This window comes from Streptomyces pinistramenti (assembly GCF_020564935.1).
In the GTDB taxonomy this organism is placed as follows: Bacteria; Actinomycetota; Actinomycetes; order Streptomycetales; family Streptomycetaceae; genus Streptomyces; species Streptomyces pinistramenti.
Genome location: NZ_JAJCXB010000058.1, coordinates 1 through 26,879, shown reverse-complemented (window position 1 = coordinate 26,879; position 26,879 = coordinate 1). Strand labels below are relative to the sequence as shown.

Here is a 26,879-nt window from a genome sequence, read left to right as displayed (position 1 = left end):
TATATCGGTAGCAATGGAGAAGCGTGTGATGACGGACAGCAAGCGCCGCAAGGGCTTCATAGCCACTGCCGCGCTGCTCGGGGGCGTAGTGACGCTCGCGGCCTGTGGCACTGACGCGGGCGGCAGCAGCGGCGCCAAGCACGACACCTCCCACCAGGTCGACGAGGCCGCCGCGAAGGACGCCTCGCAAGCCAAGATCAAGATCGTGCCCAAGGACGGCTCGGCCACCGCAGGCATCAGCCACGACGCCAAGGTCACGGTCAGCGGCGGCAAGCTCACCGGGGTCACGATGACCGCCGTCGACTCCAAGAAGACCGTCGACGGCACGCTCGCCGCCGACGGCAGGTCATGGAAGCCGAAGAAGGACCTCGACCGCGCGACGAAGTACACGATCACCGCGCACGCGGTGGACGACGGCGGCCGCAAGGCGGTGGAGAACTCCACCTTCACCACCGTCTCCCCGGCGAACAGCTTCATCGGCAACTTCACGCCCGAGGACGGCTCCACCGTCGGCGTCGGTATGCCGGTCTCGCTCCGCTTCGACAAGCCGGTGAAGAACAAGAAGGACGTCGAGTCGGCGATCAAGGTCGCGTCCAGCAGCAACCAGAAGGTCGTCGGCCACTGGTTCGACGACACCCGCCTGGACTTCCGCCCCCAGGAGTACTGGAAGGCGAACTCCAAGGTCACGATGAAGCTGAACCTCGACGGCGTCGAAGCGTCCTCCGGCGTCCGGGGCGTCCAGGACAAGACCGTCAGCTTCACCGTAGGCCGCTCTCAGGTCAGCACCGTCGACGCGAACACCCACCGGATGACGGTGGTGCGCGACGGCAAGACGATCAGGACCATCCCGATCTCGGCCGGCAGCGCGGACCACCCGACCTACAACGGCAAGATGGTCATCTCCGAGAAGTACAAGCAGACCCGGATGGACGGCTCCACCGTCGGCTTCACGAACAACGACGGCAAGGGCGAGTACGACATCCCCGACGTCCCGCACGCGATGCGCCTGTCCACGTCCGGCACGTTCATCCACGGCAACTACTGGGGCAAGGGCATCTTCGGCAGCTCCAACACCAGCCACGGCTGCATCGGCCTGGCGGACGCCAAGGGCGCGGGCGACCCGTCCACGGACGGCGCGTGGTTCTTCGACCACTCCCTCACCGGCGACATCGTCCACATGGTCAACTCCCCGGACAAGACCATCCAGCCGGACAACGGCCTCAACGGCTGGAACATGAGCTGGCAGCAGTGGGCCGCAGGCAGCGCCCTGAACGGCAGCGCAGGCAGCTGACCTGCCCCGGCCCCGGCACTCGTACAGTGACCGGGTGAGCGAGCGTACGAGGAACGGGCGGGGCGGGCGGCCGCCGTCGGATGCGGCCGAGCTGGTCGGCGGCGTGCTCGGCCGGGTCAGGTACGCCCCGGACGGCGCGGCGGCCGATGACGCCGTGGAGGCCGGCGCCTCGATGCTGGCCGCGGCCGACTGGGCAGCCGTCAGCGCCGCGGTGCTGGCCGCCGCGGCCGACGCCGTACGGCAGTGCCGGGCGGGCGGCTGGCTCCCCGCCGACCTGGAGCGGATCGTACGGCGGGACGCGGCAGGGCCCGGCCTCGTCCCGCTGGTCCTGGACGCCGTCGCGGCCGAGGCGCGGCACCCCCGCCCGACCGCCGCCGACCCGCGCTGGGACGGGCAGGTACGTCGGCTGGGCGCCGAGATCTGGTGGCCGTCCGACGGCGGCTACCTCGACGCGCTGGCCGCCCGCCGCCGCACCTCCCGCTTCGAGATCGCCTGCGCCGTCCTGGCGGCGCTGCGCGCCCTCGCCGGGCTGCCGCGGATCACCCCGCTCCCGGCCACGGCCCCGGCGCAGCGGGCCGCAGGGCCCGGCGCGTCCCGGGCGCTCGGCCGGATCCGCGGGCTGCTGGCCAAGGCCGAGGCGACCGACTACGCCGAGGAGGCCGAGGCGCTGTCGGCGAAGGCGCAGGAGCTGATGGCCCGGCACAGCATCGACGAAGCGCTCCTGGCCGGCGCCGACGGCACGGCGGCCGGGGCGCCCGGCGGTCCCTCGGCGGTCCGCATCGGCATCGAGGGCCCGTACGAACAGGCCAAGGCGCTGCTCCTGGACGCCGTCGCCGCGGCCAACCGCTGCCAGGCCGTCTGGTCGTCCGACGTCGCCTTCTCGACCCTCATCGGCTTTGAACCCGACCTGGAGGCGGCCGAGTTGCTCTACACCTCGCTGCTGCTCCAGGCCACCGGCGCGATGAGCCGGGCGGGCGACGCGCAGCACGCCCGCGGCCGCTCCCGCCGCACCCGCGACTTCCGCCAGACCTTCCTCGTCGCCTACGCCGACCGCATCCGCACCCGCCTGACGGCCGCCACTTCGGCGGCCACCGCCGAAGCCACAGCCGAGAGCGCAGCCCCCGGCCTCCTCCCGGTCCTCGCGGCCCGCGAACTGGCCGTCGAGGAGACCGCAGGCACCCTGTTCCCCGACACCGCCCCCGTCCGCCTGCGCGGCGTACGCGACGCCGACGGCTGGCACCAGGGCACCGCGGCGGCGGACCGTGCCCGCCTGGCAGGGGGCGGTCCGGGGTGAACGGGGGCGGGGCCGGGGCGGTTGACCGCCGGGCAGCTGTCTGCCGCGGCCCTTCCTGCCCCGCCGCTCCGGCCAGCCGCTTCCGGAAGCACACCCGGTCTGCCCCGGCCCGTCACCGTCGGCCCGTGCCCCTCAACTCCGGCTGTACGCCCGCGGAAGGGACCTATGGGGCGGTGACGGCGGCCCGCCGGTCGCGGCGCTGCTTGAGATGGCCTGCGCCTGCCAGCGCCGCGACCACGACGGCCGTGCCGGCGAGCTGATGACGGCCGTCCGCGGTGGCGGCCATGACGGCGAAGACACCGACGATGGCGGCGAACGCGAGCCAGGTCAGGTAGGGGAAGCCCCACATCCGTACCGAGAGCAGTTCGGGTGCCTCGCGCTCCAAACGGCGGCGCATCCTCAGCTGGGTGAGGCAGACGACGGACCAGACGACCAGCACCGAGCAGCCGGCGATATTCAGCAGCCAGGCGAACACGGTGGTCGGCCAGACGATCCCGGCGATCACGGCTGCGAAGCCGAACACGCAGGATGCCAGCACCGCCGCCGCCGGCACGCCCCTGGTGACCTTGCCCAGGAAACGCGGGCCCTGGCCCCGGCCCACGAGGGAGTACGCCATGCGCGACGAGCCGTAGATGTTGGCGTTCATCGCGGAGAGCAGTGCCACCAGCACCACGATCTGCATGATCGTGCCGGCTGCCGGGATGCCGAGCCTGTCGAGCACGGTGACATACGGGCCGTCCGTCGCGACCTTCGGGTTGTTCCACGGCACCAGGGTGACGACCACGGCCATGGAACCGATGTAGAAGACGGCGATACGCCAGACGGCAGTGCGGACGGCACGGGCGACGTTCCGGCTCGGCCGGTCGGACTCCGCCGCCGCGATGGTGACGGTCTCAAGACCGGCGAACCCGGAAATGGTGGTCAGCAGCCCGGCGGCGAGTCCGGCGGCGCCGGTCGGGAAGAAGCCGCCGTGGCCGGTGAGATGGCTCGTGCCAGGTGCGCTGCCGAACACTCCGAGAATGCCGAGCACGCCCAGCACCAGAAAGGCGACGATCGTGGTGACCTTGACCGCGGCGAACCAGAACTCGAACTCGCCGAAGTTCTTGACCGCGGTCAGATTGCTGGCGCAGAAGAACGCCATGAAGATCGCCACCCAGCCGTAGGCGGGGATGAACGACACCCAGGTGTGCATGATCGTGCCTGCCGCGGTGGCCTCGGCGGCCACGCCGGCGCAGAGCATCAGCCAGTACATCCAGCCCGATGTGGTACTCGCCCAGGAGCCGAGTTCCTCCTCGGCATGCACCGAGAACGAGCCGGTGGAGGGCCGGGCCGCGGACATCTCGCCGAGCATCCGCATGATCAGCATGACCAGCGCGCCGGTACCCATGAAGAGCAGGATGATCGCAGGACCGGCCGCGGCGATGCCGACTCCGGAGCCCACGAAGAGCCCCGCGCCGATGACCCCGCCGAGCGCGATCATCGACAGATGGCGCTGCTTGAGGCCGTGCGACAACGCGGACTCGCGGTTCTGCACGGCCTGCGGGGAGCCCTGGGGCGACCGGGTGATTGTCCGACTCATGGTCGTGCCTGTTCATTGCTTGAGACGTTCGGTGAGCCTGACGAGTGTGGGGGGACACGCTGCGCGTATGGCGTGAACGCCCGCTATTCGGACCATTCACTTACACGTGGTGAAGGAGCTGACACGCAGGTGAACGCTTCTTCTCGCACCGCGTGGGCCACAGTCGGCGCAGCCGCCGCGGGAGGCGACGACCGGAGGAATCCCGAGCCCTCAATCGCAGGGCGCGTCCGATGGGTCGCCGTGGCGTCGCGGCGCCCCACCGGACACGCCCTGGTCCCTGCCGCCGAGCCCGAGTTCAGTCGTCCGTCGGCATCGGCGCGACGCCCACCGGGCAGCTCATGCCCGTCCCGCCGATCCCGCAGTACCCGGCCGGATTCTTGTCGAGGTACTGCTGGTGGTACCCCTCGGCCGGATAGAAGGGGCGGGGGCCGGCCGGGAGGATTTCGGTGGTGATGTCGGGATAGCCGCCGGCCTGGAGGACGGTGCGGTAGGCGTCGCGGGAGGCTTCGGCGGCCTGCTGCTGGGCGGGGGAGTGGGTGTAGACCGCGGAGCGGTACTGGGTGCCGACGTCGTTGCCCTGGCGGAAGCCCTGGGTGGGGTTGTGGGACTCCCAGAAGACCTTCAGGAGGGCGGTGTACGGGACGACGGCGGGGTCGAAGACGACGCGTACGGCCTCGGTGTGGCCGGTGTGGCCGCTGCAGACCTCTTCGTAGGCGGGGTGCGGGGTGTGGCCGCCCTGGTAGCCGACCAGGGTCGTCCAGACGCCTTCGGTCTGCCAGAACTTCCGCTCGGCGCCCCAGAAGCAGCCCAGGCCGAAGTCGGCGGTCTCCAGGCCCTCCGGGTAGGGGCCGAGCAGTGGATTGCCGAGGACGGTGTGGCGTTCGGGGACGGTGAAGTCCCGTTCGGGGCGGCCCTTGAGCGCTTCGTCGGGGGTGGGGAGGTGGTTCTGGAAGCGGGAGAACAGCATCGGGATCAGGCTCCGGGAGGGACGGCGACGGCGGACGTGGCGGCGGACCGCCTGCCACGCGGGGACGGCCCTCCGTGCAACGACGGGGGCCGGGCCGGCATTCCGGCGGGGGCCACGGCCGCCTCCCCCCTCAGTGCCCCGGCGGCGTGAAGCCCGCCGAGGTGCCGCCCATCCGTTCCCAGCCGGCGATGGCCAGGGCGCGGTAGGCGGCGTATTCGCCGGCCGGGTTGCGGCCGTAGGACCACGGGACGGCGCCGACATGGCCGTCCACCTCGCGGAGCTGCTCCATGGCCTCGGCGTACCGCTCGGCGCGGACCAGGAACCAGACGAGGAGGTGGCGGACGTGCGGCGCCATGGGGTGGTCGGCGGGTGCCTCGCGCAGCGCGAAGTGCGCGCCCTCGATGGCCCGCTCGATCACCGCGCTCTGGTAGAGGCCGCGGACCATGTTGGCCTCGGGGAGGTGTTCGTAGACCGCGAACAGGGGGAGGGCGGGGAGCAGGCTCCGCTCCGGGGCCCCGGATGCCGCGCGCTCGGCGAACGCCTCGGCCTCCTTGCGGGAACCGTGCCACTTCTCCGACCAGTACGGCAGCGCCGCGAGATGCGCGCCCATGTGCCGCGGGGCGCGCTGGACGACCTTGGACCACAGCTCTTCGTAGTCGGCGGGCCGGTCGTGCAGGCCGCGCGCGACGGCGAGTTCGACGATGTACGGGATCGGGCTGCCGGGTGCCAGCAGGGCGGCCTCGCCGCAGACCGTACGGGCCTCCTCCAGGATCATCCGGAAGTCCTGCGACCCGGGGTCGCGCAGCGCCTGGAGGACGAGGAACTGGGCGTGGGTCTGGGCGCCGCCGGGGTCCTTGGGCGCTTCGATGCGCCAGGTCCGCAGCCAGATGCCGCCGGCCCGCGGCATCCCGGCCTGCTGCCCGCCGCCCTCCGCGGCCGCGGAGCCGGGCCGGCCGGGCTCCGCCTCGTCGGCGAGTTCGAAGGCGGCCGCTCCGGCCAGCGTCTGGACCCGCTGCCAGCGCCGCTCCCAGTCGTCCCCGGTGGACTTCAGCAGCGCGGCGGCCGGCCGCCAGTCGCCGGTGCGCCAGATCTCCGCGAGCGTGTCGTCGAGTTCTTCGTCGGGGCCCGGCAGGCGGACGTCGAGCGCGTCGAGCGGTACGAAGCCGTAGCCCGCCATCGGGTCGGAGGCCACCACCAGGCCCTGCTGGGCCTGCTGCGCGGCCCGCCGGCGCCGCATCCAGGGCAGGAAGACGACACCGCCGATCGCGGTCGCGGCGATGAGCACGAGCAGAGCGTCCATGTGGAGAGTCCCGGTCGGAGGTGTGGGGCGGGCCGGGGAGCGGCCTTCGTATGTATCCACTCTCCAGCGAACCAGAAAGTTCCGGGAATCTCCGCCGCGGCGGACGACTACCCTCGGCAGGCATGAGCGATCAGCGCGACGAGCGCCACCAGCACTTCGAAACCCTCGCCATCCACGCAGGTCAGGAGCCCGATCTGGGCACCGGCGCGGTGGTGACGCCCATCTATCAGGTGTCCACGTACAAGCAGGACGGTGTCGGCGGGCTGCGCGGCGGCTACGAGTACAGCCGCAGCGCCAACCCGACCCGTACCGCCCTTGAGGAAAACCTCGCGGCCCTCGACGGCGGCCGGCGCGGCCTCGCTTTCGCCTCCGGCCTCGCAGCCGAGGACTGCCTGCTGCGGACCCTGCTGGCCCCCGGCGACCACGTCGTCATCCCCAACGACGCCTACGGCGGCACCTTCCGGCTGTTCGCCAAGGTCGTCGAGCGGTGGGGTGTCGAGTGGTCGGTGGCCGACACGTCCGACCCGCAGGCGGTACGCGCCGCGCTGCGGCCCCGTACGAAGGCGATCTGGGTCGAGACGCCCAGCAACCCGCTGCTCGGCATCAGCGACATCGCGGCGCTGGCCGACGTCGCCCGGGACGCCGGGGCCCGCCTCGTCGTCGACAACACCTTCGCCAGCCCGTACCTCCAGCAGCCGCTGGCGCACGGCGCCGACGTCGTCGTCTACTCCACGACCAAGTACATGGGCGGCCACTCCGACGTCGTGGGCGGCGCGCTCGTCGTCAACGACGACGCGCTCGGCGAGGAACTGGCCTACCACCAGAACGCCATGGGTGCGATTGCCGGACCTTTCGACGCCTGGCTCGTGATGCGCGGCATCAAGACCCTCGCCGTCCGGATGGACCGGCACAGCGCCAACGCCGCCCGGGTCGCCGAGCTGCTGACCGCGCACCCGAAGGTGACCCAGGTCTACTACCCGGGCCTGGCCGAGCACCCCGGGCACGAGGTCGCGGCCAAGCAGATGCGGGCCTTCGGCGGCATGGTGTCGTTCCGCGTCGCGGGCGGCGAGCAGGCGGCGGTCGACGTCTGCAACCGGGCGGAGCTGTTCACCCTCGGTGAGTCCCTCGGCGGCGTCGAGTCGCTGATCGAGCACCCGGGACGGATGACGCACGCCTCGACGGCCGGTTCCGCGCTGGAGGTCCCCGCCGACCTCGTACGTCTCTCGGTCGGCATCGAGTCCGTCGACGACCTGCTCGCCGACCTCACCCAGGCGCTGGGCTGACCGGCACGGGCGGCTGAGCCGCTGAACCGACCACCCCTCCATGCGAGGGGTGGTACCGGCCGGCCCGTCCCGCCCCCTGGTGCGGAATGCATGTCCGGGCCCCCGGCCGGATCAGGACGCGGGGCCGGACCCGGGCAGTGAAGCGGTGACGGTGGCGAGCGAGGCGTTGAAGCGCGTCAGCAGGGTGCAGAACGCCTCGCGCTCCTCGTCGGACCACTCGTCCGTCACCAGCTCCATCAGCGCGCGGCGCGAATTGCGCACCTCTTCGAGGCGGGAGCGGCCGCGGTCGGACAGCTGGAGGACCACCGCCCGGCCGTCCTCGGGGTGGGTGGCGCGGCTGACAAGACCGGCGTCCACCAGCGGTGCGACCTGGCGGGTCACCGTCGAGGAGTCGATGCCCATGCCCGCGGCCAGGGCCTTGACGCCCATGGGGCCTTCCTGGTCCAGGCGGTTGAGCAGCAGGTAGGCGGCGCGGTCCATGGAGTTGCGCGCCTGTCCCACGCCGCCGAGCCGGCTCTGTTCAGCGCGGCGGGCGAAGACGGCCACTTGGTGTTGCAGCGCGTCGAGAACGGCGGGGTCGGTGTGTGTCGTCATGTCCGAAGTGGTGGGCATGGCCGGGAGCTCGCTTCATGGGGGGCTTACGGATTGGGGGACAGAGTACGCGGCTCGGGCCCGGCCCGTACCGGGGCTGCGGGTTCCGGCCGCGGCCCTGCGACGGGCCCGCGGCCCCGTCCGACCGGCCCCACCTGCGCACTGTGCGCGTCCCCTGCCCCTCCCCGTGACCGCTCGGGCACGGGCTCACCGACCGGATCACCTCCCCTCCGCAGCCTCCCGGGCCCGCGGGCGGCCGCCGGCCGCCGCTCCGCCCCGCCGCCTCCGTGCCGCCCCGGGCCGCAACGCCCCTAGCGGGGGGGAACTGCGAGACTGGCCGCATGGCAGATCACACGCCGCACCCGCCCGTCACTCCGGCGCCCGCTGCCGGGGGAGCGGCCGACGGTCCCGCCGCGCTCTCGGTGGACGACGTATACGGGGCGCAGAAGATGCTCTCCGGCGTCTCGCGGGCCACGGCGATGGAGGGCAGCCGCTATCTGTCCGGGCTGATCGGTTCCCCGGTACACCTGAAGTGCGAGAACCTCCAGCGCACCGGGTCCTTCAAGATCCGCGGCGCGTACGTACGCATCGCCGGTCTTTCGGCCGAGGAACGGGCGGCCGGAGTCGTGGCGGCGAGCGCGGGCAATCACGCGCAGGGGGTGGCGCTCGCCGCGTCCCTGCTCGGGGTGCGTTCGACGGTCTTCATGCCGGTCGGCGCCCCGCTGCCGAAGGTCGCGGCGACCCGCGACTACGGCGCCGAGGTGCGGCTGCACGGCCAGGTGGTGGACGAGACGCTGGCCGCCGCCCAGGAGTACGCGCACGAGACCGGCGCGGTCTTCATCCACCCCTTCGACCACCGGGACATCATCGCGGGCCAGGGCACCGTCGGCCTGGAGATCCTGGAACAGTGCCCCGAGGTGCGGACCGTCGTCGTGGGAGTCGGCGGCGGCGGTCTTGCGGCCGGGGTGGCGGTCGCGGTGAAGGCGCTGCGGCCGGACGTGAAGGTCATCGGCGTGCCGGCGGCGGGCGCCGCCTGCTATCCGCCGTCGCTGGCGGCCGGGCACCCCGTCGCGATCGAGGGGCTGTCGACGATGGCGGACGGCATCAAGGTCGGGCGGCCCGGCGAGGTGCCGTTCCGGATCGTCGACGCCCTGGTGGACGAGGTCCGTACGGTCTCCGAGGACGCGCTGTCCAGCGCGCTGCTGCTGTGCCTTGAGCGGGCGAAGATGGTGGTGGAGCCGGCCGGGGCGAGCCCGGTGGCGGCGCTGCTCGCGGAACCGGGGACGTTCGAGGGGCCGGTGGTCGCGGTGCTGTCCGGAGGGAACGTCGACCCGCTCCTCATGCAGCGGATCCTGCGGCACGGCATGGCGGCGGCCGGGCGCTACCTGTCGCTGCGGCTGCGGCTGACGGACCGGCCGGGGGCGCTGGCGACGCTGCTGGGGGTGCTGTCGGATGTCGACGCCAACGTCCTGGACGTGATCCACGTCCGTACCGACCCGCGGCTCGGGCTGACGGAGGCCGAGGTGGAGCTGCATCTGGAGACCACGGGTCCGGAACACTGCGCGGAGCTGAGCACGGTGCTGCGGGCGTCCGGGTACACGGTGATGCCGTGAAGGACGGCGTGAAGAGCGGGTGAATCTTCTCACGATGTATCGCGTCTGTGTCGCGTTCGGAGTAACATCCGAGTCCGGGCCGCGAGGTGTTGTCGTGCGGTGGTGCTCCGAGAAGTATGGCGTTGCGGCGGCCCGTTGCGGACCTGTGCCCGCAGAGCGGGTATGAGTCGCCAACCGTAAGATTCGACCTGGAACTCACCCAAGCCATGGGAGAACCCACATGCCAGGCGCCATATATGCCGAGGCTCTGGTCAAAACCTTCGGCGACGTGAAGGCACTGGACGGCGTCGATTTCGACGTTCCCGAAGGAAGCGTCCTCGGCCTGCTCGGTCCGAACGGCGCAGGCAAGACCACTGCCGTACGCGTACTGACCACCCTGCTCAGGCCCGACAGCGGCAGCGCGACGGTCGCCGGGATCGACGTGCTGCGCCACCCCGACCGGGTGCGCAGGTCCATCGGCCTCTCCGGCCAATTCGCCGCCGTGGACGAGTACTTGACGGGCCGCGAGAACCTCGTGATGGTCGGCCGGCTCTACCAGATGAGTGGGCGGGACGCGAAGCGGAGGGCCGCCGAACTCCTGGAGCGCTTCCACCTCACCGACGCCGCTGACCGTACCGCCAAGACCTACTCCGGTGGTATGCGCCGCCGTCTCGACCTCGCCGCCGCACTGGTCGTCAGCCCGCCCGTGATGTTCATGGACGAGCCGACCACCGGCCTCGACCCCCGCAACCGCCAGCAACTCTGGGACGTCATCCAGGAGTTGGTCGCGGGCGGCACGACGCTGCTGCTCACCACCCAGTACCTGGAGGAGGCCGACCGGCTGGCGCACGACATCTGCGTGATCGACCACGGCAGGGTCATCGCCCGCGGCACCTCCGACCAGCTCAAGGCCCGCACCGGCGGCGAACGCGTCGAGGTGGTGGTGCACACCCCCGAGCAGATCCGCATCGCCGACGAGGTGCTGCGCCGCTTCGGCACGGGCGAGGGCACGATCGAGACGCACACCCGCAAGCTGACGGTCCCGGTGACCGGCGGCGCCAAACTCCTCGCCGAGGTCATCCGCGAACTGGACACCCGCGGGGTCGAGATCGACGACATCGGGCTGCGCAGGCCGACCCTGGACGACGTGTTCATCTCGCTCACCGGGCACGCCGCGGAGACCGGGACGGAGAACGGCGCCGGGGCCGACGGGGACGGTGGGTCCGGCGGGCGGAAGGACGGCCGGCGCAAGGACACCAAGCGGCGGAAGAAGGCCGCGAAGGACGGGGTGGACGCCACCCCGGAGCCCACGAAGGAGGCCGTGAAATGAGCGCGGTGACCGAAGCGGCTCCGGTCCGGACCCCGCAGCCCCGAGGCGGCATCGGCCGCTCCGTACGCGACTCCCTCGTGGTGGCCAAGCGCAACCTGATCCGGATGCTGCGGATCCCCGAGGTCGTCATCTTCGGCCTGATCCAGCCGATCATGTTCGTGGTGCTCTTCACGTACGTCTTCGGCGGCTCGATCACCATCCCGGGCGCCGCGCCGGGCAACGCCCAGGCGTACCGCGAATTCCTGATGGCCGGCATCTTCGCGCAGACCGTCACCTTCGCCACGGCGGGCGCAGGCGCCGGCATCGCCGACGACATGCACAAGGGGCTGATCGACCGGTTCCGCTCACTGCCGATGTCCCGCGGCGCGGTGCTCACCGGCCGGACCCTCGCGGACCTGGTGCAGACCGCGCTGACGCTGGTCGTGCTGGCCGTCGTCGCGCTGATCATCGGCTGGCGCGCCCACGAGAACCTCGCCAAGGTGCTCGTCGGTTTCGCGCTGCTGCTCCTGCTCGGCTACGCCTTCTCCTGGATCGGCGCGCTGATCGGCCTCACCGTGCGGACGCCTGAGGCGGCCACCTCGGGCGGGCTGATCTGGCTCTTCCCGCTGACGTTCATCTCCAACGCCTTCGTGCCGGTCAACGGCATGCCCGCGTTCCTCCAGTACATCGCCGAATGGAACCCCTTCAGCGCCACCGTCCAGGCCGCCCGGGACCTCTTCGGCAACAGCATCGCCGGACGCCCCGTCTCGGTCACCGGGGCCTGGCCGATGGAGCACCCGGTATGGGCGTCGATCATCTGGTCCCTCCTGATCATCGCCCTCTTCCGGACCCTGGCGGTGCGCAAGTACCGGTCGGCGACGGCCTGATCCGTACCGTCCCGGGCGGGCGCGGACGCACGACAGCGGCCCGGAGCGTGCTGCTCCGGGCCGCTGTCAGGCTCTGTGGTGGCGAGGCTCAGCCCGAGTAGGGGGTGGCGTCGAGGATCCGTACGCTCGCCTTCTTGCCGTTGGGAAACTCGTACTCCGCGTCGGCGCCGACCTTCTTGCCGTTCACGCCCTCGCCGAGCGGCGACTGCGGGGAGTACGTCTCGATGTCCGAGCTCGCGTACTCCCGCGAGGCCAGCAGGAACTGGAGGGTGTCGTCCGGGTCTCCGTCGAACGCGATGGTGACGACCATGCCGGGAGCCACGACGCCGGTGGCCGCGGGGGCCTCGCCGACCTTCGCGGTCTGCAGCAGCTGGGTGAGCTGGCGCACGCGAAGCTCCTGCTTGCCCTGCTCCTCCTTGGCCGCGTGGTACCCGGCGTTCTCCTTCAGGTCACCTTCTTCGCGGGCCGCCGCGATCTTTTCGGTGATCTCGACGCGTGCGGGACCAGACAGGTACTCCAGCTCGGCCTTGAGCTGGTCGTACGCCTCCTGGGTCAGCCAGGTGACGCTTTCGCTGGTCTGGGTCACAGGTGCTCCTCGTCGGTACGTACTGGGGATACATCAAACGCCCTACCAGGAAGGATTTACGCCTTCACGGGTGGGCGAAACCACGAGCCTAACAATTCCGGCACAAATCGGGGAAGGGGAAATCGGCAAGGAACACGCGGGAACGCATCGCCGCTGGTCAGAGCCGGTCAGTCGAAGACCGTGGCCTCGGTGGCCGCCGGACGGACTCCTGTGGCCGGGCAGGCAGGGTGCCGCGGGACGGCAGGACGGGGCGGGCTCAGTTGCTGCCGGAGGCCGTACAGCCGACCAGGACGGCGTTGGTGGCGCGAGCCGTCGTCCGCACCGTGACGTGGGTGTCCACCTGGCTGCCGCGCTGGTCGATGGCGACGTCCTTGCGGCCCACCTCGGCACCGTCCTCGGACTGCGACCGCAGCGTGCACACGCCCTTCGCGTCCTTGTCCTTGACGACTTCCAGATGCACCTTGACCGCGCTGTCGGACACCGCGTCCCAGGTGATCACCCGGCCGCTGAGGTCCTGCCCCGCGATGTACGAGGCACCGCACCAGACGACCACGCCGAGCAGTACGGCACCGAAGACCGCACCGACGATCTTGAGCTTGCGGTCGGAGCGCCGGTCCGCGGACCGGCCGTAGCGTCCGTCAGGGAGCCCGTCGCGCACCGCGGTCATGATCTGTCCTCCTGCTAACGGGGCCGGGAAGCACCGGCCTCGCGGGGTTCCTTGCCCAGGGAATACATGGCCCCCTCGCTTCGGTCACTATAGGAGGCATCTTCTCCAGCCTTTCACTGAGGATCGAGTCTTGACTGAGCAGCTGCGATTGATGGCGGTCCACGCCCACCCCGACGACGAGTCGAGCAAGGGTGCGGCCACCATGGCCAAGTACGTGTCCGAGGGGGTGGACGTGCTGGTCGCCACCTGCACAGGCGGTGAGCGAGGTTCCATCCTCAACCCCAAACTCCAGGGCGACCCGTACATCGAGGAGCACATCCACGAGGTGCGCAAGAAGGAGATGGACGAGGCCCGGGAGATCCTGGGCGTCAAGCAGGAGTGGCTCGGCTTCGTCGACTCCGGGCTGCCCGAGGGCGACCCGCTGCCGCCGCTGCCCGACGGCTGCTTCGCCCTCCAGGACGTCGAGTCCGCGGCCGAGCCGCTGGTGAAGCTGATCCGGGAGTTCAAGCCGCAGGTCATCACGACCTACGACGAGAACGGCGGCTACCCGCACCCCGACCACATCATGACCCACAAGATCACGATGGTGGCCTTCGAAGCGGCGGGCGATCCGGACAAGTACCCGGAGGCCGGCGAGCCCTGGCAGCCCCAGAAGCTCTACTACAACCAGGGCTTCAACCGCCCGCGCACCGTGGCGCTGCACGAGGCGCTGCTCGGGCGCGGTATGGAGTCGCCGTACGGCGAGTGGCTGGAGCGCTGGAAGCAGTTCGAGCAGCGCGAGCGCACCCTGACCACCTACGTGCCGTGCGCCGACTTCTTCGAGATCCGCGACAAGGCGCTGATCGCGCACGCCACCCAGATCGACCCCGACGGCGGGTGGTTCCGGGTGCCGATGGACATCCAGCGTGAGGTCTGGCCGACGGAGGAATACGAGCTCGCGAAGTCGCTCGTCGATACTTCCCTCCCCGAGGACGACCTCTTCGCAGGCATCCGCAACAATTGACCCCATGATGAGCGCGACAAGCACCCTCGCCCTGACGCACTTCGTCACTCTTGCCGACAGTTTCGACAAGGACAAAGTGACCCCCGGCGTCCTCGGCTTCATCGTCTTCGCGGTCATCGGCGGCGCCGTATGGCTGCTGATGAAGTCCATGAACCGGCACATGAAGAAGGTGGACTTCGAGGAGTCGTCCGAGGGCGGCGAGGCGGTCAGCACCACACCCGCCGCTCCGAAGGCGGCGCAGACGGCGAAGCCGAAGACCAGCTGATCCGGCGGTCCGGACCGGCGGCGGAGCGCCGGCGGCCCGGACGCCGCGTCACTGCTCGGCGACAGGCGGCGCGACGGTCACCCCCATGACCTCGCGCGCATGGCGGTTCGGCACGAGCCCGAGCCGCCATGCCCGCCACCCCGTTTCCGGCTCCACCCCGCGCTCCAGCAGCAGCCCGAACGCCTCCGCGCAGTCCGCCAGCTTCGGGTCGCGGGCGCCGTGCCCGTCCCTGACGAGCTGCGCCAGCTCCTCCTGGGCCACCGCCGTGCCGATCACCGAACCGCCGGGCGACGCGAACGGCAGCAGCGTGCACCGCAGGAAACGCGCCCAGTCCGCGCCGCGCCGGTCGCCGTAACCGTCGAATATCCGCGCCGCCTCGTCGGCCAGCTCCAGCGCCTGCACGGTCCGGCCGTTGCCCGCGTCGATGATCACCAACTCCAGGCAGGACCACGCCTCGCCGTGCGGCACCCCGATCCGCTGGAAGTCCTTCCGGGCGTCCTGCAGCAATTGCCTGGCGAAGCCGCTGTTGCGCAGCGACCCGGTCTGCTGGGCCCGCAGCTCACGCGTCACCCGGCCCGCATGATGACGGGCACACGCCAGGCCGTAGCCGTCCTGCATGCGGCTGAACATGTTCCGCGACCGCTCCAGCTGCCGCAGCGCCGCGTCGTGCTCCCCGCTCTCCTCCAGGCCCTGGCCGAGGTAGTACATCGTCCAGGCCTCACCGCGTACGTCCTCGTGGCTGCGGTGCAGCGGCAGCGCCTGGCGCAGCTGGTCGATGCCGGGGCCGGTGTCGCCGTCCGCCAGCCGGGCCCGCGCCAGCTGCGTCATCGCCCATGCCGCACCGCGCTCGTCGTGCGTGCGGCCGTACAGCTCCAGCGCGGACTGCAGGGCCTCCTCGGCACGTGCCACGTCGCCCAGCCGCAGATGGACCTGGCCCAGCTGGAAGTGCGCCCACGCCTGGCCGTGCAGGCTTTCGCTCTCCTCGTGCAGCTCCAGGGACTCCCGCAGCAGGTCGAGCGCCTCCGCCGGCCGCGCACGGTCCCGTTCCACCGCCGCCAGCGCGTGCAGCGTCCACGCCCGGTCGCCGTGCATGTCGGGGGCCGCCTGCATGTCCAGCGCCTCCCGCAGCTTCGCCGCCGCCTCGGTGAGATTGCCCTGCTGCTGGAGGGTGATGCCCAGGTCGCGCAGCGCACGGGCGGCGCCCGCCGGATGCTGCGCCTCGAAGTACAGATCGACCACCGATGACAGGGTCGTGCGCGCCTTGTCCAGCTCGCCGAGCTGCCGGGCGGCGACGCCGGTACGCCACTGCACCGACCGCACCAGCAGGCCCTGGCCGACCGCCCGGGTCAGTTCGCTCAGCTCACCGAGCCGGTAGAGATCGCCGCGCAGCAGGCAGTAGTCGGCCAGCGCGCCCAGGAGGTGGGAGACCGTCGCCTGGTCGACGCCCTGATCGGCGTGCCGCAGCGCCGCGGTGATGAAGCTGGTCTCGTCGTCCAGCCACTGGAGGGCCGCGTCCAGCGAGGTGAAGCCGTGCGAACCGAAGCGGTCGGCGCGGGTCGAAGTACGGCCGTCGACGAGCCGGATCACCGAGTCGGCCAGTTCGGCATACGCGCGGATCAGCCGCTCCTGGGCGGCGCTGCGCTCTTCCGGCTCCTCCTCGTCCATCAGCCGGGCATGGGCGAAGCGGTGCACCAGGCCGTGCAGGCGGTAGCGCGCTCCGCGGACGTGCTCGACGAGGCCCGCCGCGGCCAAGGTCGCCAACTGCCGCTCCGCCTCCGGGTTCTTGACACCCAGCAGCGCGGCCGCGGCCGCCGCCCCCAGGCTCGCCCGGCCCACCAGGGCCAGCCGCCGCAGCAGCTGCCTGGCCGCGTCCGACTGGTCGGAATAGCGCAGCCACAGGGCCCGCTCGACCGGCGTCATCGGGTCGTACCCGGCGAGATCGGCGGCCAGCGAGGCGGGGGTGCGCGTGCCGAGGGACGAGCCGGCGACCCGGAGCGCCAAGGGCAGCCCGGCGCACAGCCCGGAGATCTCTTCGATCGCCTGCGCGTCGTAGGGTCCGCTCTCCGCGACGCCGCCGCCCTCCACCGCCGACGCGCGCAGCAACTCCTCGGTGCCCGCGGCATCCAGCGCGCCGACGGGCAGTTGATGCACCCACGCCTGCAGGTCCGACGGCAGCTGGAGCGGCTCGCGTGCGGTGATCAGCACCAGGCTGTCGGAGCGGCCCGGCACCAGGGTCCGTACCTGCTCCGGGTCCGACACGTCGTCCAGCAGCACCGCCACGGGCAGGCCCGTCAGGTGCTGGTGGTACAGCTCGGTCAGCCGCTTGAGCTGCTGGTCCTTCGAGGCCCGTTCCCGGAACAGCAGTTGCTCGCGCGGCGCGCCCAGGCGGTTGAGCAGATGCAGCAGCGCGTCCCGGGTGGGCAGCGGCGCCTCGCCCGGGTTGTCGCCGTGCAGGTCCACCACGCAGGCACCGCGGAACTGATCGCGCAGTTGATGCGCGGCCCGCACGGCGAGCGTTGTACGGCCCGACCCCGCCTCGCCGTGCAGCACCACCACCGTCGGCCTGGTCTCCGTGCTCGCGCGGGCCGCCTGCACCCAGTTCGTGATCTGCGCCAGTTCGGCTCCGCGGCCGGCGAACGGAGCGTCCGACTGCGGGAGTTGGGAGAAGGAATGCTCCAGAACGGACCGCTGCCGGGCCGCCGCGCTCCGGTCCGTGCGGCGCCGCTGCGGCACCAGGGACGCCTTCGCCGCGGCGGGCTCGGACCGGGCGGCACCGGACCGGGCCGTGGCGGCCGTCAGCATCCGCTGCTGGTCGAGGAACGGCCGGATGCCGCGGATCTCCAGCGCCGTCAGCCACTGGAGCCGCAGCTGTTCCGAGCCGCCAGGCCGGCCCTGCATCCCCGCCTGACGGTGCGCGGCCGGCCAGTGCCCGGCCGTCAGCTTCACGACCGTGCTCACCGCGCCGGCCACCACCACCGCGGCCCCGGCCCCGAAGGCAGCACCCGCGCCCGTGCCGTATGCGACGTCCGCGCCGAAGGCGGCCAGCGCCGCCACCGCCGTCACGACCGCCGGGGTGCCCAGCTCCTTGCGGGACAGCCGTGCCGCCAGGGGGCGCTGCCCGGCAGCCGCGTCGTCCAGGGCGCTGACGTACGCGGCGTATTCCTCGGACGCGGCGCCCGTCAGTTCGTCCCAGGCGGCTCGCGCTCTCCCCAGCAGAGCGTCCCCGTCGAGCCGGCCGCCGGAGCGGCGCACCTCTTCCTCGACGGTCCGCGCCAGCAGTTCGTCCGCCTCCGTCCTGTGGTCATCGCGCCACGCAGCCAGTGAGCCCGGCATGCCCATCCCCTCCAGCAGTTCCCGCACGTGCGGTCGTTGGTCGTTCGGTCCTCGCGTCGATCGGTCCTCGCGATGCGTTCTCCGGCCGGTCCGGCCGTGATCGCGTCGTCCGCACAGTCTTCCGCTTCCGCAAGAAATCCGGCAGGGCTGTGGATAACTCCCCGCGCCGCCCGTTCTCCGTTCCGCGTCCCCGGCGGGGAGGGGACGGGCCCATGCCGAATCGCCTGGCCCATGAGACTTCCCCGTATCTGCTCCAGCACGCCGACAACCCGGTCGACCGGCGGCCGTGGTCCGCCGAAGCGTTCGGTGAGGCGCGGCGGCGTGACGCGCCGGTGCTGCTCAGCGTCGGGTACCGCTCCTGTGACTGGTGTCAGTAGCTGAAGATAGCCAGGTAGCTCTGTCAGGGTTGCCTCCGGAGACAATGAGCAGTGGAACGTGGATCAGCATCACTGAGGCTTTTCCATCATCCTTCTGGGCTGGTCAGATGCAGGGTGAGGATGGCCTGGACGAGGGCGGTGATCCAGGTGGTCGAGCATCGGATCTTGCGCAGGAGTCGCCAGTGCTTGAGTGAGGCCATGGCCTGTTCAACGAGAGCGCGAATCTTCGCGGACCGGTTCACCGCCTTCTGGCCGGCGGAAAGTGTCTCCCAGCGCCCCCAGTACGGAGTGCGGACCGTGCCGCCGGCGCCTCGGTAGCCCTTGTCGGCCCAGCAAGGAATGACGGCGTCGGCAAGCGCGTCGACGGTGCCGTGTTCGCGGGCCGCGCGGACATCATGGATGGTGCCCGGCAGGGCTGGTGATGCCCACAGCAGTCGGCCGAAGGGATCGGTAAGGACCTGCACGTTCATCCCGTGCCTCTCGTGATTGCCGGAGTAGAAGGGCCGATCCGCGGCGATACGGCCGATCGGCAGGAGCGTGCCGTCCCGGACGGGTAAACAAGCACGTGAAGCCTCTGGTGGAGATGGTTCTCTTGGTCGAAAACCCATCTACCAGGGGCTTCACTCTGTTGTCAGCCCAACTGGCCTACTGCCAGCACAGGTTGGAAAGGGCTCACTGGCCAGTGAACTCGTGACGTGGCCTTCAGCGAGGGAGAAGCCAGTCAGGCCCCGGCCGCTCGTCGTGTCAGCAGCTGCCGCGACCCGAGCCGCTCCACAACAGATTCGTCGTCCACGACATACCGCCACCAGGCGCTCGGCCCGAGTCGAACGCACTGTGCTGTTGCTCCATGCGGCATCACATACGAGTAGGACATTCGAGGCGAACGGGGGCCGGAGGCGGAAGCGGGGAAACGTTGTCTTGGGAGCCCGTCATCTGGAAGCATTGGCACAGATACCCTGGTGCGCCTGCGGAGCTGCTGGCTGACGTTGACGCGGCTTCGCCGGGCAGACTGAGACTGGACGGGAGCCTACATGCCCTTGGAGCGGTTCTTCTTGGAGAACTACCGCTGTTTCAAAGACAGGCAGGAGGTGGAGCTCGGCAGAATCACTGTGGTGTTGGGGAGAAATAACGCTGGCAAGAGCGCGGTCGTGCGAGCCCTCCCTATCCTGTACACGGGCATTCGTGCAGATTCCAAATACCCTTTGGACTTGGACTCCACCCAGGGATTCTCCTCCTCATTCACTGATCTAGTCCACGGATCATCACCGCATGGGCGCATTCGTGCGGGGTTCTCGTTCAGGGCAGAACATGGTCAAGTCTTGGGTGTCAACGCCGAAGTTCAAAACATTGCAGACCGGGGAACGCAACTCGTCTCCAAACTGGAGATCTCTTGCGGGTCGGCGAGTGAGAAATTTTCCTGGACCCCTGGCCCCGACGCCTATTCTTCAGAGAAGCGCATGTATAGCGTCGGCGGAAAAGAGAGGAAAGTTTCATTCCGTGGCCTTTTGCCTGATGATTCCGATTGGTCCGACTCTATCGGTGGAATCGATGGAGTAACCAATCGGATTCGAAAGGAGTTCGACGAGATTCGGTATCTCGGTCCGTTCAGGGGAGAGCCGGATCGGTTCTTTAGGGCGCCTACCAGATCTTTCGGCAGCGTCGGATATAAGGGCGAGAAGGCGCTGGGCATGCTAGCAGCAGATGAGATGCGCGGCCGCGGCCGCATGGTGAGTGAGGTCAACCGTCTTTTGTCGGGGATGCTGCCCGGGTGGCGCATCGAGGTCACGGACGTCGGAGCGGGCATGTATGTTCCTCGGCTTTATTCGACGCGCGACCCTGACCTTTTCGTCCACATCGATGACGTCGGCACTGGAGTGGTCCAGTTTCTCCCCATATTGATCCAACGCGCCTCAGACAAGGTAGAGCCACCAGTCAATCCAGTGTTGGAAATCGTGGAAGAACCCGAGCTTCATCTTCACCCGTCGGCACACGCATCGATTGCCGATCTGTACACTGACGCAGTGCAGCAATCCAATGTTCGCTTCCTGGTGGAGACGCACAGTGAAAACTTTCTCCTGCGCCTGCGCCGGCGAGTAGCGGAGAAGCGGCTGAGGCCAGAGGATCTGAGAATCTATTTTGTTGAACAGGGAGATGGGTCTGCTTTCTTGCGTCAGATCCAGGTAGACGCGCTCGGCAATATTGACTACTGGCCAACAGGAATCTTCGCGGAAGACTTTGAGGAAGTTCGAGCTCTCGCGGATGCGCAGGCGAATCGGGTCGATGATGCGCATTGAGATACCGGTTGAGCTGCTGAGGGACCACGAAGGCAACGAGAACGCGGAGCTTGTAATCAAGCTGATCTCCTTCTTCAGGCAGGCGAGGCATGAATGGGAGCTCTCTCCGCGTGACGTGGATGCAGTCGGTGATTTCTGCCGCCGTCATGTTCCCACTCTCGCTCAGGTCTATCTTCTACTCGCGCAGAAGGCGAGCGGCGTCGCGCATGCCTGGGCGCCGCGTGGTACGAACGCAAGCGTAGTCAGGGTCACCAGAGAAACTTTGGAAGGCGACGTCCGTGACCTAGAGCGGTCCGCCGTGCTCGTGGTTGAGAACGCTACCTACGACTGGCAGATGATCGAAGCGCTGGCGCGCGTATTGGGCTGTGAAGACATCATCGATGCAGAGTCGCGAGGCCACCTGGACGTGTACAACGGGGGTGGAAAAGATGGCGCGACCCGGCATGCTGTTGATCAGGCCGCAAAGTTCACTAGAACCAAGCGGGTGGTTCTAGTAATCGACAGTGATAGTTTCCGCCCCGGAGAGCGGACCAATAACCACAAGCAATCCGATGCCGTGGTACATGCAGGCGGAAACTCCCACGTGCTTAGTTTCAGAGAGATGGAGAATTATATCCCGAATCGAATTTTGGCCCGACAGCCGAGAAAATCTGATGCCCAGGCGGACATGGCTAAACGATTGGAGTCCCTCAAGAGATTCACTGCCGAGCAGCGTGCTCATTTCGACATGAAGCACGGCTTTAAGGGCAAGGTAAAGAAGGTTCCCGAGTCGAAGAGGAAGTCTCGGCACGCTGGGACAGCAGGGAAAACCTACCACGTGCCACCGCATCACGGTGATCTCTACGATGGTGTGGATGAGCAAGATCTCATCACCCTCCAGGAGGGCTTCGGAACGGATCTGCCAAGGTTGTTCCTGCAAGAAGTGCAGAATGGCGGCATAAGCGAGAAGGACCTGGACGGCCTTCAACTTGGAGCGACGCAGGAGTTGCGGTTGATGTTGGACAAGGTTCGGAGAGTGATCTAAAGATGGCGGAGGTTGAGGTGATCAAGGATATCTCGGTCGTTCCAGAAGTTCAGTTCCTGGAACAGGTGCTGCAATGGATTTCAACCGGAGAATTGCGGGTGCCGAAATTCCAGCGCCCTTTCCTTTGGCGACCAGAGCAGATGTTGCAGTTGTTTGACAGTATGGAGCGTGGTTATCCGGTGGGCAGCCTGCTCATCTGGGAACCGTCCATGCCGCTTGCGAGTCTCGATTCCATTGGTGGACGAGGTATCCCGTCGGCACCGGAGGGGGGGAAGGTGGCCTATGTTCTGGACGGTCACCAGCGGCTTTCGACGCTTTTCGGTGTTCTTCACCGGCTGGCCGCCGCTCCAAGGTCCACCCGGCAGGAGGACTGGATGTGGTGGGTCTACCGGCCACTCGACCGCGCGGATCACGATGGTTCGCGCTATCGGCACTGGAAAAGCGGCGACAAGGTTCCTGATAATTACCTGCCGATGAGATCTGTTTTGCGGACCCTGGATTTTCTTGAGTATGCGCGCCAACTTTCGGACACTTATTCCCGCAGTGAGGCTGATCGCCTCACGGAGGAGAGCGAGCGCATCGCGCAGCGGGTGAAGAACTATAAGGTTTCCGTCGTTCGCATGCAGGGGGGAACTCTCCAGCAGGCAGTGGAAGTCTTCTCCAGGATCAACAGCAGTGGCCAGAAGATGCGCCCTGACCAGATGGTCTCTGCTTTGACCTACGGAACCACTGGACCAGAAACGCTGAGTGACAAGATGGAAGAGATTCAGGGGCGTATCGCGGCCTCCGGTTTCGGTGATATCCCGATCATGACTATCTTCCAGACTGTGCTCGCATTGTCCGGTGAGGAGGATGTGCAAAACCCGTCCTGGGAGATGATGGCACGTAAGGTGCAAGGGCAACTCTTGGGTGCGGTGGAGAAAACCGACCACACGCTGCAGGAAGTGGTTGATTTTCTTAGGGTAGAGGCCCATGTTCCGCTCGCCCGTCTGGTTCCTTACAACATTCAGATCATGTTGCTCGCTGTCTTCTTCCACTTTTCCGGTCAGGTGGAGGAAGGGCGACGGAGTAAACTCCGCGACTGGTTCTGGATCACCTCGCTCGCAGGGACCTTTGCTGGGGCCAACACTACGCAGGTCCGTAAGTTCATCGAAGAAATGAAAGCCTTCGCGGAGGGAAGGGGAGAGCTTAGCTACTCGGGAGAGCGGGCCCGCGCCTTTCCTGAGCGATTCGACCTGCGTAGCGCGCGTGTGCGTGCTTATCTCCTCTGGGATCTGCAGAACTTCCCGGAGCGGAAGAATCTTGATGGCGAGCTCATCAATGTGGTCGATCAGCTCGCGACAGCGCATCGTGAAACCTACCGACACATCATCACCCAGAGTGGGGTTCCCGGGGCCTCCAGTCCGGCCAACCGCATCGTCATGGCGACGCCGCCAGGTATCTCGATCCGGCAGGCGCTCATCAGGCTCGCGGAGGAAGGTGCGACCGACATCCTGGATTCACACGGAGTCAGTCCCTCCTCGGTCGAATATCTCAAAGATGACGAATATGCCGACTTCATTGCTGCGCGTCAACACGAGGTAGCGTCTCGGGAGAAGGCGTTCATTGAGAGTCTGGGAATTCAGTCGTCCGAGCAGGAATTTGGGGAGGCTGACATTGATACCGAGTGACTCGCGATAGATGGGCCAGGGAGACGTCGTCGCCCAGCATGCTGGCCGCATGGCCAGGCTCGTGGCACGATTCGTGTATGAATCGCCTGGTCAACTCGCAGTCGCCCTATCTGCTTCAACACGCGCAGAACCCGGTTGACTGGTGGCCCTGGGCGCCGGAGGCGTTCGAAGAGGCGAGGCGGCGCGGTGTGCCGGTGCTGCTCAGTGTCGGGTACAGCTCTTGTCACTGGTGTCACGTGATGGCGCACGAAAGCTTCGAGGACCCCGCGACCGCCGCGCTGATCAACGAGCATTTCGTGGCGGTGAAGGTCGACCGCGAGGAGCGGCCGGATGTCGACGCCGTCTACATGGAGGCCGTACAGGCGGCCACCGGGCAGGGCGGCTGGCCGATGACGGTCTTCCTGACGCCGGACGCCGAACCGTTCTATTTCGGCACGTACTTCCCGCCCACGCCACGCCACGGCATGCCGTCCTTCGGGCAGATCCTGGAAGGGGTACGGAGCGCCTGGACCGACCGTCGTGACGAGGTCGGCGAGGTGGCAGGACGGATCGTCGCCGACCTCGCGGGCCGTTCCCTCGCCGGAGCCCTGGAGTCCGCCGAGCAGCGGCCGCCGCGCCCGGACGACCTGCATGCCGCGCTGATGGGCCTGACCCGGGAATTCGACGCGGTGCACGGCGGATTCGCCGGTGCGCCGAAGTTCCCGCCGCCCATGGTGCTGGAGTTCCTGCTCCGCCACCATGAGCGCACCGGCTCCGAAGCCGCCCTGGAAATGGTCCGGGCGACCTGCGAGGCGATGGCCCGCGGCGGCATCTACGACCAGCTCGGCGGCGGGTTCGCGCGCTACGCGGTGGACACGACGTGGACCGTGCCGCACTTCGAGAAGATGCTCTACGACAACGCCCTGCTGTGCCGGACCTACGCGCACCTCTGGCGGACCACGGGTTCCGAGTCGGCGCGCCGCATCGCGCTCGGGACCGCCGACTTCATGGTCCGTGAACTCCGCACCGGACAGGGCGGATTCGCTTCCGCCCTGGATGCGGACAGCGACGACGGGACGGGGCGGCACGTCGAGGGCGCGTACTACGCGTGGACCCCGGGGCAACTGCGGGAAGCGCTCGGCAAGGAGGACGCGGAGTTCGCCGCGGCCCACTTCGGCGTCACCGACGAGGGCACCTTCGAAGAGGGCGCCTCGGTCCTCCAACTCCCGGACACCGAAGGCCCGGTCGACGCCGAGCGGGTGCGTTCGGTCACCGAGCGGCTGCTCGCGGCGCGCGCCGAGCGGCCGCGCCCGGTGCGGGACGACAAGATCGTCGCTTCCTGGAACGGCCTGGCCATCGCCGCACTCGCCGAGACCGGCGCCTACTTCGACCGCCCCGATCTCATCCAGGCCGCCACCGATGCCGCCGACCTCCTGGTGCGCGTCCACATGGACTGGCAGGCCCGGCTGCACCGCACCTCCCGGGACGGCGTGCCGGGCAACAACTCCGGTGTCCTGGAGGACTACGCGAACGTCGCCGAGGGCTTCCTGACCCTCGCCTCGGTCACCGGCGAGGGCGTCTGGGTGGAGTTCGCCGGGTTCTTCCTGGACACCGTACTGGTCCAGTTCAGCGCCGATGACGGCACGCTCTACGACACCGCGTCCGACGCCGAGACGCTGATCCGCCGCCCGCAGGACCCGACCGACAACGCCACCCCCTCCGGCTGGACGGCGGCCGCCGGTGCCCTGCTCTCCTACGGGGCGCTCACCGGCAGCGCACTGCACCGGGACGCCGCGGAGCGGGCCCTCGCCATCGTGACGGCGCTGGGCGGCCGGGCGCCCCGGTTCATCGGCTGGGGACTCGCCGTCGCCGAGGCCGCGCTGGACGGGCCGCGCGAGGTCGCCGTCGTCGGGCCGCAGGGCGACCCGGCCACCGCAGCGCTGCATCGTGCCGCGCTGCTCGGCACCGCACCGGGCGCGGTCGTCGCGCTCGGCGCACCGGGGTCGGACGACACCGGTGAGGTGCCCCTCCTCAAGGACCGCCCCCTGGTCGACGGCAAACCGGCCGCTTACGTGTGCCGCCACTTCACCTGCGAGCGGCCCACCACGGACCCGGAGGAACTGGCCGACCGGCTCAGGAACTGAGCGGCCAGCGGCAGAGGCGCCACCGAGGGAGAGCCGCCATACGCTCTCCTCCGGTGGCGCCTCCCACCCAAGTCCTAGGCCCAGGGACGGGATTGACCTTGACGCGCGCGTCAAGTTTTAGCCTCTCCCCATGACGAACCGCACCTACCGCGAAGTCCGCCTGGCCCGCCGCCCCGAGGGGCCGGTCACCGACGAGCTGTTCGAGATCGTCGAGTTGCCGGTGCCCGAGCCCGTCCCGGGGCAGGTCCTCGTACGCAACACCCTCATGGGGGTCGCTGCCGTGATGCGCACCCTCATGGACGAGTCCAGCACGGTGCCGCTGCCGCCGTTCGGCATCGGCGAGCCGCTGAACGGCCCGGCCATCGGCGAGGTCGTCGCCGCGCCCGGAACCGACCTCGCCCCCGGCGACCAGGTCGAACACCACCTCGGCTGGCGCGAATACGCCCTGCTCGACGCCTCGGCCGTACGCAGGATCACCCCCGGGCTGCTGCCCGACCCGGCCGGCTACCTCTCGCAGGGCCCCACCGCCTGGATGGGCATCGTCCGCGGCGCGGAAGTGAAGCCGGGCGACACCGTGTTCATCACCGGGGCGGCCGGCGGCGTCGGCACCCTGGCCGGCCAGATCGCCCGGCAGCAGGGCGCCAAGAGGGTCATCGGCAGCACCGGATCGCGGCAGAAGGCCGACCGGCTCATCAAGGAGCTGGGCTACGACGCGGTGGTGATCCGCGGCGCAGGACCCGTGGAGGAGCAACTGCGCCGGGCCGCACCGGAGGGCATCGACGCGCTCTTCGACAACGTGGGCGGTGAGCAGCTCCAGGCCGCCATCGCGCTCGCCAACCGTGGCGCCCGCCTGGCGATTGTCGGCGCGCTGTCCAGCCAGATGGCGACCGGCGTGCCGACCACCACCGAGATCGACACCCTGTCGCTGCTCGCCCGCAGCATCACCCTGCGCGGCATGGCCCTCTACGACCACCTGGACCTGATCCCCGACTGGCACACCCGCTTCGGAGCCGGGCTGCGCGACGGCACCTTCACCTTCCCGCACGCCAGGCTGCACGGCATCGAGCAGGCCCCGGCCGCGCTGCGCGAGCTGACCGAGGGACGTCATATGGGCGCGGTGATCGTGGAGTTGTGAGCTGTCGGGCGCCGAGGGAGGGCGGCGCGCCGGCCGGTTACGCGTCCGCCTCACGCCTGTGGAAAAGCCGGCAGGCAAGCCTCGCCGGAGGCTGTGGATAACCAGCCGGGTCCGCGGCCGCCGGTTGTAGCCTGCACGGGTGAAGAGCTTCCTCCGGCACAGATCGCTCGTCCAGGAGACCGCGGCCCTGCGGTCCGGCGCGGACGACCCCGTGGACGCGGCGCGCCGCACCTGCGACCGGATCGACGCCGTCGACCCGCACGTACGGGCCTTCGTCCACGAACCGGAGCGGCGGGCCCGGCTCCTGGA

The 26,879-nt window shown here is 69.2% G+C and carries 20 protein-coding genes and 2 pseudogenes; 14 read left to right on the top strand and 8 right to left on the bottom strand.

Features of this window, described 5'->3' with window-relative positions:
* Positions 1 to 13: 13 nt before the first annotated feature.
* Positions 14 to 1,291 carry a L,D-transpeptidase gene (locus LIU39_RS28745; RefSeq protein ID WP_227049848.1) on the top strand — a complete coding sequence of 426 codons (1,278 nt, stop codon included), beginning with the start codon at positions 14 to 16 and terminating at the stop codon, positions 1,289 to 1,291.
* Between the two features lie 103 nt (positions 1,292 to 1,394).
* Positions 1,395 to 2,585: a DUF2786 domain-containing protein gene (locus tag LIU39_RS28740; RefSeq protein WP_372464084.1), complete on the top strand. Its 1,191-nt coding sequence runs from the start codon at positions 1,395 to 1,397 to the stop codon at positions 2,583 to 2,585.
* Positions 2,586 to 2,748: 163 nt separating this feature from the next.
* Here the strand turns inward: LIU39_RS28740 and LIU39_RS28735 are convergent, their stop codons facing one another.
* From LIU39_RS28735 to LIU39_RS28725, 3 genes are all read right to left on the bottom strand, one after another.
* Positions 2,749 to 4,164, bottom strand: coding sequence for an amino acid permease (locus tag LIU39_RS28735; protein WP_227049846.1), 1,416 nt, complete (start codon positions 4,162 to 4,164; stop codon positions 2,749 to 2,751).
* Between the two features lie 295 nt (positions 4,165 to 4,459).
* Positions 4,460 to 5,131 carry a peptide-methionine (S)-S-oxide reductase MsrA gene (msrA, locus tag LIU39_RS28730; RefSeq protein ID WP_227049845.1) on the bottom strand — a complete coding sequence of 224 codons (672 nt, stop codon included), beginning with the start codon at positions 5,129 to 5,131 and terminating at the stop codon, positions 4,460 to 4,462.
* A 130-nt stretch (positions 5,132 to 5,261) separates the two neighbouring features.
* Positions 5,262 to 6,431, bottom strand: a complete 1,170-nt coding sequence (locus LIU39_RS28725) for a hypothetical protein (protein WP_227049844.1) — start codon at positions 6,429 to 6,431, stop codon at positions 5,262 to 5,264.
* Positions 6,432 to 6,553: 122 nt separating this feature from the next.
* Here LIU39_RS28725 and LIU39_RS28720 point away from each other — a divergent pair, with 122 nt between their 5' ends.
* The gene (locus LIU39_RS28720; protein ID WP_227049843.1) at positions 6,554 to 7,714 is read left to right on the top strand and encodes a cystathionine gamma-synthase; all 1,161 of its coding nucleotides are present in this window, start codon (positions 6,554 to 6,556) and stop codon (positions 7,712 to 7,714) included.
* A gap of 111 nt (positions 7,715 to 7,825) precedes the next feature.
* On the opposite strand, the gene LIU39_RS28715 is transcribed toward LIU39_RS28720, so the two are convergent.
* Complete coding sequence (locus LIU39_RS28715) at positions 7,826 to 8,326, bottom strand: MarR family winged helix-turn-helix transcriptional regulator (protein WP_227049842.1); 501 nt, start codon at positions 8,324 to 8,326, stop codon at positions 7,826 to 7,828.
* Between the two features lie 428 nt (positions 8,327 to 8,754).
* Here LIU39_RS28715 and ilvA point away from each other — a divergent pair, with 428 nt between their 5' ends.
* The 3 genes from ilvA (at position 8,755) to LIU39_RS28700 (ending at position 12,093) form a co-directional block, all read left to right on the top strand.
* Positions 8,755 to 9,918 carry a threonine ammonia-lyase gene (gene ilvA / locus LIU39_RS28710; protein WP_227049860.1) on the top strand — a complete coding sequence of 388 codons (1,164 nt, stop codon included), beginning with the start codon at positions 8,755 to 8,757 and terminating at the stop codon, positions 9,916 to 9,918.
* Between the two features lie 220 nt (positions 9,919 to 10,138).
* Positions 10,139 to 11,227, top strand: coding sequence for an ATP-binding cassette domain-containing protein (locus LIU39_RS28705; RefSeq protein ID WP_227049841.1), 1,089 nt, complete (start codon positions 10,139 to 10,141; stop codon positions 11,225 to 11,227).
* A complete protein-coding gene (locus LIU39_RS28700) occupies positions 11,224 to 12,093 on the top strand; it encodes an ABC transporter permease (RefSeq protein WP_227049840.1) in 870 nt (289 codons plus the stop codon). Before LIU39_RS28705 ends, LIU39_RS28700 begins: the two co-directional genes overlap by 4 nt.
* Positions 12,094 to 12,181: 88 nt before the next feature.
* On the opposite strand, the gene greA is transcribed toward LIU39_RS28700, so the two are convergent.
* Together greA and LIU39_RS28690 are read right to left on the bottom strand one after the other, a co-directional pair.
* On the bottom strand, positions 12,182 to 12,679 hold the full coding sequence (greA, locus tag LIU39_RS28695) for a transcription elongation factor GreA (protein ID WP_227049839.1): 498 nt from the start codon (positions 12,677 to 12,679) through the stop codon (positions 12,182 to 12,184).
* Between the two features lie 256 nt (positions 12,680 to 12,935).
* The gene (locus LIU39_RS28690) at positions 12,936 to 13,346 is read right to left on the bottom strand and encodes a DUF4307 domain-containing protein (RefSeq protein WP_227049838.1); all 411 of its coding nucleotides are present in this window, start codon (positions 13,344 to 13,346) and stop codon (positions 12,936 to 12,938) included.
* A 130-nt stretch (positions 13,347 to 13,476) separates the two neighbouring features.
* On the opposite strand from LIU39_RS28690, the gene mca reads away from it, so the two are divergent.
* A complete protein-coding gene (gene mca / locus LIU39_RS28685) occupies positions 13,477 to 14,349 on the top strand; it encodes a mycothiol conjugate amidase Mca (RefSeq protein WP_227049837.1) in 873 nt (290 codons plus the stop codon).
* 4 nt (positions 14,350 to 14,353) lie between these two features.
* The gene (locus LIU39_RS28680; protein ID WP_227049836.1) at positions 14,354 to 14,614 is read left to right on the top strand and encodes an RAMP4 family protein; all 261 of its coding nucleotides are present in this window, start codon (positions 14,354 to 14,356) and stop codon (positions 14,612 to 14,614) included.
* Positions 14,615 to 14,662: 48 nt separating this feature from the next.
* On the opposite strand, the gene LIU39_RS28675 is transcribed toward LIU39_RS28680, so the two are convergent.
* Positions 14,663 to 17,947: a tetratricopeptide repeat protein gene (locus LIU39_RS28675; RefSeq protein ID WP_227049835.1), complete on the bottom strand. Its 3,285-nt coding sequence runs from the start codon at positions 17,945 to 17,947 to the stop codon at positions 14,663 to 14,665.
* Between the two features lie 212 nt (positions 17,948 to 18,159).
* Here LIU39_RS28675 and LIU39_RS28670 point away from each other — a divergent pair.
* Positions 18,160 to 18,318 (top strand): annotated as a pseudogene (locus LIU39_RS28670) (DUF255 domain-containing protein); the annotation flags it as partial.
* Positions 18,319 to 18,410: 92 nt separating this feature from the next.
* Here LIU39_RS28670 and LIU39_RS28665 read toward each other — a convergent pair.
* A pseudogene (locus tag LIU39_RS28665) lies at positions 18,411 to 18,872 on the bottom strand (transposase family protein); the annotation flags it as partial.
* A gap of 483 nt (positions 18,873 to 19,355) precedes the next feature.
* Between LIU39_RS28665 and LIU39_RS28660 the strand changes: the two are divergent.
* The 5 genes from LIU39_RS28660 to LIU39_RS28640 all read left to right on the top strand — a co-directional run bounded on the left by LIU39_RS28660 (position 19,356) and on the right by LIU39_RS28640 (position 26,570).
* Positions 19,356 to 20,618, top strand: a complete 1,263-nt coding sequence (locus LIU39_RS28660) for a DUF3696 domain-containing protein (RefSeq protein WP_227049833.1) — start codon at positions 19,356 to 19,358, stop codon at positions 20,616 to 20,618.
* Positions 20,605 to 21,642, top strand: a complete 1,038-nt coding sequence (locus tag LIU39_RS28655; protein ID WP_227049832.1) for a hypothetical protein — start codon at positions 20,605 to 20,607, stop codon at positions 21,640 to 21,642. Before LIU39_RS28660 ends, LIU39_RS28655 begins: the two co-directional genes overlap by 14 nt.
* Positions 21,643 to 21,659: 17 nt before the next feature.
* Positions 21,660 to 23,312: a DUF262 domain-containing protein gene (locus LIU39_RS28650; protein ID WP_227049831.1), complete on the top strand. Its 1,653-nt coding sequence runs from the start codon at positions 21,660 to 21,662 to the stop codon at positions 23,310 to 23,312.
* A gap of 77 nt (positions 23,313 to 23,389) precedes the next feature.
* Positions 23,390 to 25,435 carry a thioredoxin domain-containing protein gene (locus tag LIU39_RS28645; protein WP_227049830.1) on the top strand — a complete coding sequence of 682 codons (2,046 nt, stop codon included), beginning with the start codon at positions 23,390 to 23,392 and terminating at the stop codon, positions 25,433 to 25,435.
* Between the two features lie 130 nt (positions 25,436 to 25,565).
* Entirely contained in the window at positions 25,566 to 26,570 is a 1,005-nt protein-coding gene (locus LIU39_RS28640; protein ID WP_227049829.1) for an MDR family NADP-dependent oxidoreductase, read from the top strand.
* Positions 26,571 to 26,879 lie beyond the last annotated feature (309 nt).